Annotated in this window: 8 protein-coding genes and 5 tRNA genes; 9 read left to right on the top strand and 4 right to left on the bottom strand. The window is 56.0% G+C overall.

The window, feature by feature from the left end; translation table 11 throughout:
- The 6 genes from HII27_RS24265 to HII27_RS24235 all read left to right on the top strand — a co-directional run bounded on the left by HII27_RS24265 (position 1) and on the right by HII27_RS24235 (position 1173).
- Positions 1–76 (top strand) — tRNA-Val (locus tag HII27_RS24265).
- A gap of 46 nt (positions 77–122) precedes the next feature.
- A tRNA-Val gene (locus tag HII27_RS24260) sits at positions 123–198 on the top strand.
- 46 nt (positions 199–244) lie between these two features.
- A tRNA-Val gene (locus HII27_RS24255) sits at positions 245–320 on the top strand.
- A 46-nt stretch (positions 321–366) separates the two neighbouring features.
- Positions 367–442: transfer RNA gene (locus tag HII27_RS24250), tRNA-Val, on the top strand.
- Positions 443–446: 4 nt separating this feature from the next.
- Positions 447–522, top strand: a tRNA-Lys gene (locus tag HII27_RS24245).
- 309 nt (positions 523–831) lie between these two features.
- Complete coding sequence (locus HII27_RS24235) at positions 832–1173, top strand: FlxA-like family protein (RefSeq protein ID WP_185669920.1); 342 nt, start codon at positions 832–834, stop codon at positions 1171–1173.
- Here the strand turns inward: HII27_RS24235 and HII27_RS24230 are convergent.
- On the bottom strand, positions 1164–2090 hold the full coding sequence (locus HII27_RS24230) for a LysR family transcriptional regulator (protein WP_185669919.1): 927 nt from the start codon (positions 2088–2090) through the stop codon (positions 1164–1166). The genes HII27_RS24235 and HII27_RS24230 overlap by 10 nt on opposite strands.
- Before the next feature lie 89 nt (positions 2091–2179).
- On the opposite strand from HII27_RS24230, the gene HII27_RS24225 reads away from it, so the two are divergent.
- Positions 2180–3175 carry a bile acid:sodium symporter family protein gene (locus HII27_RS24225; protein WP_185669918.1) on the top strand — a complete coding sequence of 332 codons (996 nt, stop codon included), beginning with the start codon at positions 2180–2182 and terminating at the stop codon, positions 3173–3175.
- Here the strand turns inward: HII27_RS24225 and HII27_RS24220 are convergent.
- From HII27_RS24220 to zipA, 3 genes are all read right to left on the bottom strand, one after another.
- A complete protein-coding gene (locus HII27_RS24220; protein WP_035896906.1) occupies positions 3172–3384 on the bottom strand; it encodes a DUF3820 family protein in 213 nt (70 codons plus the stop codon). The genes HII27_RS24225 and HII27_RS24220 overlap by 4 nt on opposite strands.
- Position 3385: 1 nt before the next feature.
- Positions 3386–5401: an NAD-dependent DNA ligase LigA gene (gene ligA, locus HII27_RS24215; protein ID WP_185669917.1), complete on the bottom strand. Its 2016-nt coding sequence runs from the start codon at positions 5399–5401 to the stop codon at positions 3386–3388.
- 70 nt (positions 5402–5471) lie between these two features.
- Positions 5472–6482: a cell division protein ZipA gene (zipA, locus tag HII27_RS24210; RefSeq protein WP_185669916.1), complete on the bottom strand. Its 1011-nt coding sequence runs from the start codon at positions 6480–6482 to the stop codon at positions 5472–5474.
- A 230-nt stretch (positions 6483–6712) separates the two neighbouring features.
- On the opposite strand from zipA, the gene cysZ reads away from it, so the two are divergent.
- Positions 6713–7474 (top strand): sulfate transporter CysZ, encoded by a 762-nt coding sequence (gene cysZ, locus HII27_RS24205; RefSeq protein ID WP_185669915.1) that lies wholly within the window; start codon positions 6713–6715, stop codon positions 7472–7474.
- 156 nt (positions 7475–7630) lie between these two features.
- Complete coding sequence (gene cysK / locus HII27_RS24200; protein ID WP_185669914.1) at positions 7631–8602, top strand: cysteine synthase A; 972 nt, start codon at positions 7631–7633, stop codon at positions 8600–8602.
- Positions 8603–8642 lie beyond the last annotated feature (40 nt).

Below are 8642 nucleotides of genomic sequence, written 5' to 3'. Positions count from 1 at the left end.
GGGTGATTAGCTCAGCTGGGAGAGCACCTCCCTTACAAGGAGGGGGTCGGCGGTTCGATCCCGTCATCACCCACCACTTTCTCGCCAGCTGGATTTCTTACTAAAAATTGAAGTACCGAAGTGGGTGATTAGCTCAGCTGGGAGAGCACCTCCCTTACAAGGAGGGGGTCGGCGGTTCGATCCCGTCATCACCCACCACTTTCTCGCCAGCTGGATTTCTTACTAAAAATTGAAGTACCGAAGTGGGTGATTAGCTCAGCTGGGAGAGCACCTCCCTTACAAGGAGGGGGTCGGCGGTTCGATCCCGTCATCACCCACCACTTTCTCGCCAGCTGGATTTCTTACTAAAAATTGAAGTACCGAAGTGGGTGATTAGCTCAGCTGGGAGAGCACCTCCCTTACAAGGAGGGGGTCGGCGGTTCGATCCCGTCATCACCCACCACTTCGGGTCGTTAGCTCAGTTGGTAGAGCAGTTGACTTTTAATCAATTGGTCGCAGGTTCGAATCCTGCACGACCCACCAATGTAAAAAAGCGCCCTAAAGGCGCTTTTTTGCTATCTGCGATATAGACGATTCGAACCTGCAGCAGGTTCGGTGTCGAACGCAGTGAGACAACGGAGCCGCTTGCGGCGACGGCCCGAAGGGCGAGCGAAGCGAGTCATCCTGCACGACCCACCAATGTAAAAAAGCGCCCTAAAGGCGCCTTTTTGCTATCTGCGTTCTGAGAAGTTTTCCAACGTAGCCCGGCCAAGCGCAGCGCCGCCGGGAAAAGCTCAAGTCTCCCCCCGTTCTGCCGATACTCCTTATATTTCTCCCAATAAGGCGTTCACCATGACCACCATCAGCGCTCCCTCTATCGCTTCACTAAAAACCACCACCAGCACTGCCGCGCCGAGTGGTAACGATGCGGCATCACAAATGGCGCGTATCACCCAGCAGATTGTTAAGCTGACCCAGCAGCTTAAAGAGATTGCGGACGGCAGCGGCAGCACAGAAGAAAAACAAAAGCAGGCCGAAATGATTCAGGAGCAGATCGCCATGCTGGAAGCACAGCTGGCGCAACTCCAGAATCAACAGGCAGAAAAAGCGCAGGAAAAACAGGAAGCCTCTTCTGCCGCCATCACCGGCGTGAACAAGCCCAGCGACGATCATCAGATTGATATTTACGTCTGATACAGCGGGTCCTGTAGCCGTTCATCCATTAGCTGCTGGCTTTGCTCCCGTACCACGTCCCACAGCGCCTGAGCCGCGGTGGAGAGCGAACGATTTTTCCGTCTCGCCAACATCAGCTGGCGCTCTACACCCGGCGACATCCGCTTCACCACTAGCGGGCTCCCCTCCGGCAATGGTAGCGCCAGCGCCGGAATAATGCTGATGCCGATGCCCGCCGTTACCATGGGGAACAGCGTCGCCGGGTGACCAATCTCCTGAACGATATTCGCCTCAATCTGATGCAACTGGAGCGCCGCATCAATCAACATCCGGCTGCCGGAAGCGTAGTCCTGCAGCACCAGTTTCGCGCCCTGCAACGCCTGCCAGTCGACCTCCGGCATAACGGCAAACGGGTGATCGCTGCGACACAGCAGGAAGAATGGCTCAGAGAGCACCGTTTCGCACTGCAAATCCCCCACAACGCCGGGATCGATAACGATACCGAAATCAACATCCCCCTGGCGAATACTCTCCAGCACCCACTGCTGCGGCCGGTCGTGCAGCACAAAGCGAATGTCCGGGTACCGGCGATTACTTTGTGCAATGCACTGCGGAATCAGATGCGCTGAAATCGTCTGGCTGGCCGCCACCCTGACCGTTCCACTTAGCTGCTGCCCGGTGCGCCCGGCTTCCCGTAGCGTGCCCTGTAGCTCATCCAGTAACCGTTCCAGGCGGGCGGCAAGCTGCTGCCCCGCTTCCGTCAGCACCACTTCACGCGTGGTGCGGTCGAGCAGCCGAACGCCGGTCTGGCTCTCCAGCTCCTTTACGCTGTGGCTGACCGCCGACTGGCTCAGGCCGATTATTTCCCCTGCCCGGCTAAAACTCTTCGCCTGGGCCACCGTTACAAACACCTTCAACTGTCGCAGCGAGTAATTCATCTGTTTTATTCATGAATGGATGCAATAAATCAATTTTATTTCTCAAAAATAAAAAAGCAAAATGTGTGCATCGATCTTCAGGAGTCTTTATGAAACTTTTCCGCATTTTAGATCCGTTTACGCTGACGCTTATTGCGGTTGTCCTGCTCGCCACCTTCTTTCCGGCGCGCGGCGACTTCGTTCCCTTTTTTGAAAATCTGACCACCGCCGCTATCGCGCTGCTGTTCTTTATGCACGGCGCCAAGCTGTCGCGTGAGTCGATTATTGCCGGCGGCAGCCACTGGCGACTGCATCTGTGGGTGATGTGCAGCACCTTTGTGGTCTTCCCGGTGCTGGGCGTGCTGTTCGCCTGGTGGGCGCCGATCAACGTCGACCCGCAGCTTTACGCCGGTTTCCTGTATCTGTGCATTCTGCCTGCTACCGTGCAGTCGGCCATCGCTTTTACTTCGCTGGCGGGCGGTAACGTTGCCGCCGCAGTGTGCTCTGCGTCGGCATCCAGCCTGCTGGGGATCTTCCTGTCGCCGCTGCTGGTTGGCCTGGTGATGAACGTCCACGGCGCGGGCGGTAGTCTTGAGCAGGTAGGCAAAATCATGCTGCAGCTGCTGCTGCCGTTTGTGCTGGGGCACCTTTCCCGCCCGTGGACCGCGGCGTTTGTAACCAAACACAAAAAATGGATTGCCAAAACCGACCAGACCTCGATTCTACTGGTGGTCTACTCCGCCTTCAGCGAAGCAGTGGTCAACGGTATCTGGCATAAGGTAGGCGTAGGGTCACTGCTGTTTATCGTGGTGGTAAGCATCGTGCTGCTGGCGCTGGTGATTCTGATTAACACCGTGGTTGCCCGTCGGCTGGGCTTCAATAAGGCGGATGAGATTACCATTGTCTTCTGTGGGTCGAAAAAGAGTCTGGCCAACGGTATTCCGATGGCCAATATTCTCTTCCCAACCTCAGTGTTGGGGATGATGGTGCTACCGCTGATGATCTTCCACCAGATTCAGCTGATGACCTGTGCGGTTCTGGCCCGTCGCTACAAAGCGCAGGCCGTGAAACTGCAGGCCAAAGAACAGGCCCACGTAGGCAGCTAGCGCTTAAGGGGCTGAACCAGCTGGCTCAGCCCTTCTGTTTTGATGAGCAGCGTCAGTTGCATCAGCTCGCCAAGATGCCCGGCAGGAAACTGATCCTTCCGGGCAAACCACAGCAGATACTCTTCCGGCACGTCAATAAGCCGCCGTCCTTTGTACTTACCAAACGGCATTTCGGTGTTGGCAATCTCAATCAGCTGCGCTTTATCCACCTCAGACTCCTAACAGACGCAGCATTTCGGCTTCGTCAATCACCGCAATGCCAAGCTCCTGCGCCTTCGCCAGCTTCGAGCCAGCGGCTTCACCGGCAATCACCAGATCGGTCTTCTTCGACACGCTACCGGCAACTTTCGCCCCCAGCTCAACCAGACGCGCTTTGGCATCGTCACGGGACATTTGGCTCAGGCTGCCGGTCAGCACCACGGTTTTACCAGCAAACGGGCTATCGATCTCTTCAGCGTTGATCACCACCGGAGCAGGCCAGTTCACGCCCTCTTTCAGCAGTTGTTGAATCACGTTACGGTTGCTCTCTTCGGCAAAGAAGTTGAACACGTGATTCGCCACCACCACGCCGACGTCCGGCACCTTTTGCAGCTCTTCAATGGAAGCGGCTTCCAGTGCTTCAAGCGTACCAAAGTAGGCCGCCAGACCGGCTGCCGTTGCCTCGCCCACTTCACGAATACCTAACGCGTAGAGGAAGCGAGCGAAGGTGGTCTGTTTGGCTTTTTCCAGCGCGCTGACGACGTTTTGCGCCGATTTCGGCCCCATACGGTCAAGCCCGGTCAGCTTGCCGGCGGTCAGGGTGAAAAGATCGGCCGGAGTATGGACATACTCCTTCTCCACCAACTGGTCGATAATTTTGTCGCCCATGCCGTCGACATCAAGCGCACGACGGGAGACGAAGTGCTTGAGCGCCTCTTTACGCTGCGCACCACAGATAAGGCCACCGGTGCAGCGGGCTACGGCTTCACCTTCCACGCGCTCTACGTCAGAGTTACATACCGGGCAATGAGTCGGGAAGACGATTTCCTGCGTGTCGTCCGGGCGCTCAGAGAGCACTACGTTGACCACCTGCGGAATCACATCGCCCGCGCGGCGAATCACCACCTTGTCACCAATGCGTAGGCCAAGACGTTCGATTTCATCGGCATTATGCAGCGTCGCGTTGCTGACCAGCACACCGGCTACCTGCACCGGCTCAAGGCGCGCCACCGGCGTAATTGCCCCAGTACGCCCAACCTGGAACTCCACGTCGCGCACAAAGGTCATCTGCTCCTGCGCCGGGAACTTAAACGCCACCGCCCAGCGCGGCGCGCGGGCTACGAAGCCCAGCTGTTCCTGCAACGCCAGCGAGTTCACCTTGATCACCACGCCATCGATATCAAAACCGAGCGTAGGACGATCGGTTTCAACTTTATGATAGTAAGCGAGCACTTCCTCCGGGGAGTCACAGAGCGTGACCCGGTCGCTCACCGGCAGCCCCCATTCTTTAAACTGCAGCAAACGCCCCAGATGGGTATCCGGCAGTTCGCCCCCTTCCAGCACACCCACGCCGTAGCAGAAGAAAGTGAGCGGTCGCTTCGCGGTAATCCGCGGGTCAAGCTGACGCAGCGAGCCAGCGGCGGCGTTACGCGGGTTAGCGAACACTTTGTTACCGGTGCGACGGGCTTCGTCGTTGATTTTTTCAAACCCGGCCTGCGGCATAAACACTTCACCGCGCACTTCCAGACGGGCCGGAATGTTCTCTCCGCGCAGCTTCAGCGGAATAGCGCGAATAGTACGGACATTCGAGGTGATATCTTCGCCGGTGGTGCCGTCACCGCGCGTCGCCGCGCTGACGAACACGCCGTTTTCATAGAGGATGCTGACCGCCAGGCCGTCCAGCTTTAGCTCGCAGCACCAGGTCAGTTTATCCGTGCTCTTGAGACGGTCCTGGACGCGCTTGTTAAAGGCAAGGAAGCTCTCTTCGTCAAAGACGTTGTCCAGCGACAGCATCGGCACTTCATGGCGAATCTGGCTGAACGCCGCCAGCGGCTCGGCGCCGACACGCTGCGTGGGCGAGTCGGAGGTAATCAGCTCCGGGTGCTGCGCTTCCAGCTCGCGCAGTTCGCGCATCAGACGGTCATACTCCGCGTCCGGCAGTTCCGGGGTATCTAAAACATGATACAGATATTCATGATGGCGAAGCGTCGCTCGCAGTTCATTCAGTTGTTGTTCTATAGGTTGCATATCACACCATCAATGATAAAAAACCCCCGACAGGCGGGGGTTCAGGAAAGATTGGAAACGCGCGAGCCTATCAGGCGTTGGCGTCTTTAACTTCGCGGATGCGGTCCTGATACTCACGCAGTTTTTGCGGGGTCATCATGCGGCGCTGGTCGTCCAGCACTACACCACCCACTTCGTCGGCAATGTACTGCGCCGACTGCAGCATCAGCTTGAAGTTTTGCAGCTCATCGCCGTAGGACGGCACCTGCATGAAAATGGTCACGCCAGTGGTTTCCATCTCGCCCATCGTTTCCGGGTCAAAGGTGCCTGGCTTGAGCATATTGGCCAGGCTAAACAACGCCGGTCCACTGCCGTCCGGGCTAAGATGACGATGGAAAATATTCATATCACCAAATTTAAACCCGGCCTGCTGAATGCTATTCAACAACAGTTCGCCGTTAATCTGCGTACCCTGATGCGCGGAGACGTTCATGACGATAACCGTCTCTTTACGCTCTTTTTTCTCAGGCTGAACAGGTTCAGGCGCTGGCTGTGCTGCAACCGGTTCTGGCTGCACCGGCTGAGCGACTGGCGCTTCTACCGGCTGCGGAGCCTGAGGCGCTACAGGCTGCTGAGCAACATGCTGCGGCGCTTGAGCTACCGGCTGAGGTTCGACAACCGGCGGACGCGGAGGCTGCTGAACAGGCTGCGGCGGCGGTACCGGCGCGGGCTGTGCAGGCTGATAAGGCTGTTGCACATGCGGTTGCTGTACCGGCTCTGGCGCACGCGCAGTCTGAGGCGCCTGACGCTCATAAGGCGGCTGGTACTGGTGTTGAGGCGCGTGACGAGGGGCTTCATGCTCCCCAGTTGCCCCAGGGGCGTGATTGACCTTGTGGACCCGAACTTCACCCACGCCTTCAACATTGTCATCAGCATCGTCTTCCGACTCATCGTCGGCATCACGAGACTTCATTCGCTTCATTGGTCGATCGCGGAACATCGATGAACGCTCTTTACGGCTCGTCCAGAAACCATGAACCAGTAAAGCAAGTATGGCGATCGCGCCAACAATGATTAATATCAGACGCAAATCCTGCATCATTATATTCTCTGTTGTTCTAACACCTTGCCACCACGGCAAACATTTACTCACTAAGAGTATTTGCCCATCACGTCAAGTGCAAGTGTGCACATGACATTCACCGCATAAAGATGCGTTAAATCGTACTTTTTGCTGTTTTTTCGAACATTTCCTAACTGGTCATTGTCCAACAACCCGATAATATATAGTCGTCTTTTCAATGTAGTCCGTAAAAGGAGCTTCACCTGACCATGGTTTCATCGTCCACCCCTGCCGCACGTAGCGGCGTCTACTATTTTTCTCAGGGCTGGAAACTGATCGGCTTGCCGGGCATCCGCCGATTCGTCATCTTACCGCTGTTGGTCAATATCATCCTGATGGGCGGCGCCTTCTGGTGGCTGTTCAGCAAGCTGGAAAGCTGGATCCCATCCTTAATGAACCGTATCCCCGACTGGCTGCAGTGGCTGAGCTATCTACTGTGGCCGGTGGTGGTGATTTCAATTCTGCTGGTGTTTGGCTACTTCTTCTCGACCATTGCCAACTGGATTGCCGCGCCGTTCAACGGCCTGCTGGCAGAACAGCTGGAAGCGCGCTTAACCGGCGCGACGCCGCCGGATACTGGAGTGGTTGGCATCATGAAAGATCTGCCGCGCATCATGAAGCGTGAATGGCAGAAGCTGGCATGGTATCTGCCGCGCTCGATTGTACTGCTCCTGCTGTACTTTATTCCGGGCATTGGTCAGACGGTCGCGCCGGTGCTGTGGTTCCTGTTCAGCGCGTGGATGCTGGCTATCCAGTACTGCGACTACCCGTTCGACAACCATAAAGTACCGTTTAAAACCATGCGCCAGGCCCTGCGAACTCGCAAAGTCACCAATATGCAGTTCGGGTCGCTAGTGAGTCTGTTTACCCTGATTCCGGTGCTGAATCTGGTGATTATTCCGGTCGCCATCTGCGGCGCAACGGCGATGTGGGTTGACTGCTATCGCGACAAACACGCCATGTGGAAGTAATCACCTCTCCAGGCGGGGCTTATGCCCTGCCTTATTCCATCCCGCTTGCCATTATTTCCCTTCAGTATATAGATATGCGAAATCCTTACTTCCGCAGAATCTTTAAGCAGGTATGCTGGACCAGTACCCCAAATTTCATACAGTTAAGGATAGGCCATGAGTAAGATTTTTGAAGATAACTCCCTGACTATCGGTCATACACCACTGGTACGACTGAACCGCATCGGTAACGGGCGCATTCTGGCTAAGGTTGAGTCACGTAACCCAAGCTTCAGCGTCAAATGCCGTATCGGTGCCAATATGATTTGGGATGCCGAAAAACGCGGCGTGCTGAAGCTTGGCATCGAACTGGTTGAGCCAACCAGCGGCAACACCGGTATTGCTCTGGCCTATGTCGCTGCCGCCCGTGGTTATAAGCTGACGCTGACCATGCCTGAAACCATGAGCGTTGAACGCCGTAAGCTGCTGAAAGCACTTGGCGCGAACCTGGTGCTGACCGAAGGCGCGAAAGGCATGAAAGGCGCGATTCAGAAAGCCGAAGAGATTGTTGCCAGCAACCCGGAAAAATTCCTGCTGCTGCAGCAGTTCAGCAACCCGGCTAACCCGGAAATTCACGAAAAGACCACCGGCCCGGAAATCTGGGAAGATACCGACGGTCAGGTTGACGTATTCATTGCGGGCGTCGGCACCGGCGGTACGCTGACCGGCGTAACGCGCTACATTAAAAATACCAAAGGCAAAACAGATCTGATCTCGGTCGCCGTTGAGCCAACCGACTCTCCGGTTATCGCTCAGGCGCTGGCGGGTGAAGAACTGAAGCCAGGCCCACATAAGATTCAGGGGATCGGCGCAGGTTTCATCCCTGGCAACCTCGATCTGAAGCTGATCGATAAAGTCGTCGCCATCACCAACGAAGAAGCTATCTCCACGGCGCGTCGCCTGATGGAAGAAGAAGGCATTTTGGCGGGTATCTCTTCCGGTGCCGCGGTTGCCGCTGCGTTGAAACTCCAGGAAGATGAAACCTTTACCAATAAGAATATTGTGGTTATCCTACCGTCTTCGGGTGAGCGTTATTTAAGCACGGCGCTGTTCGCAGATCTCTTCACCGAGAAAGAACTGCAACAGTAATGCCAGTTGGTTAAAATCGTGTAAAAAAGCACCCAAATGG

Origin of the sequence: Kluyvera sichuanensis (assembly GCF_014218705.1) — a bacterium.
Classification (GTDB): domain Bacteria; phylum Pseudomonadota; class Gammaproteobacteria; order Enterobacterales; family Enterobacteriaceae; genus Kluyvera; species Kluyvera sichuanensis.
Note: the sequence above shows the minus strand (reverse complement) of the source record. Positions and strands in the feature narration are given on the sequence as shown.

Coding starts and splice junctions, on each gene's coding strand:
- HII27_RS24235 (WP_185669920.1), top strand. CDS start 832: ATGACCACCATCAGCGCTCCCTCTATCGCTTCACTAAAAACCACCACC.
- HII27_RS24230 (WP_185669919.1), bottom strand. CDS start 2,090: ATGAATTACTCGCTGCGACAGTTGAAGGTGTTTGTAACGGTGGCCCAG.
- HII27_RS24225 (WP_185669918.1), top strand. CDS start 2,180: ATGAAACTTTTCCGCATTTTAGATCCGTTTACGCTGACGCTTATTGCG.
- ligA (WP_185669917.1), bottom strand. CDS start 5,401: ATGCAACCTATAGAACAACAACTGAATGAACTGCGAGCGACGCTTCGC.
- zipA (WP_185669916.1), bottom strand. CDS start 6,482: ATGATGCAGGATTTGCGTCTGATATTAATCATTGTTGGCGCGATCGCC.
- cysZ (WP_185669915.1), top strand. CDS start 6,713: ATGGTTTCATCGTCCACCCCTGCCGCACGTAGCGGCGTCTACTATTTT.
- cysK (WP_185669914.1), top strand. CDS start 7,631: ATGAGTAAGATTTTTGAAGATAACTCCCTGACTATCGGTCATACACCA.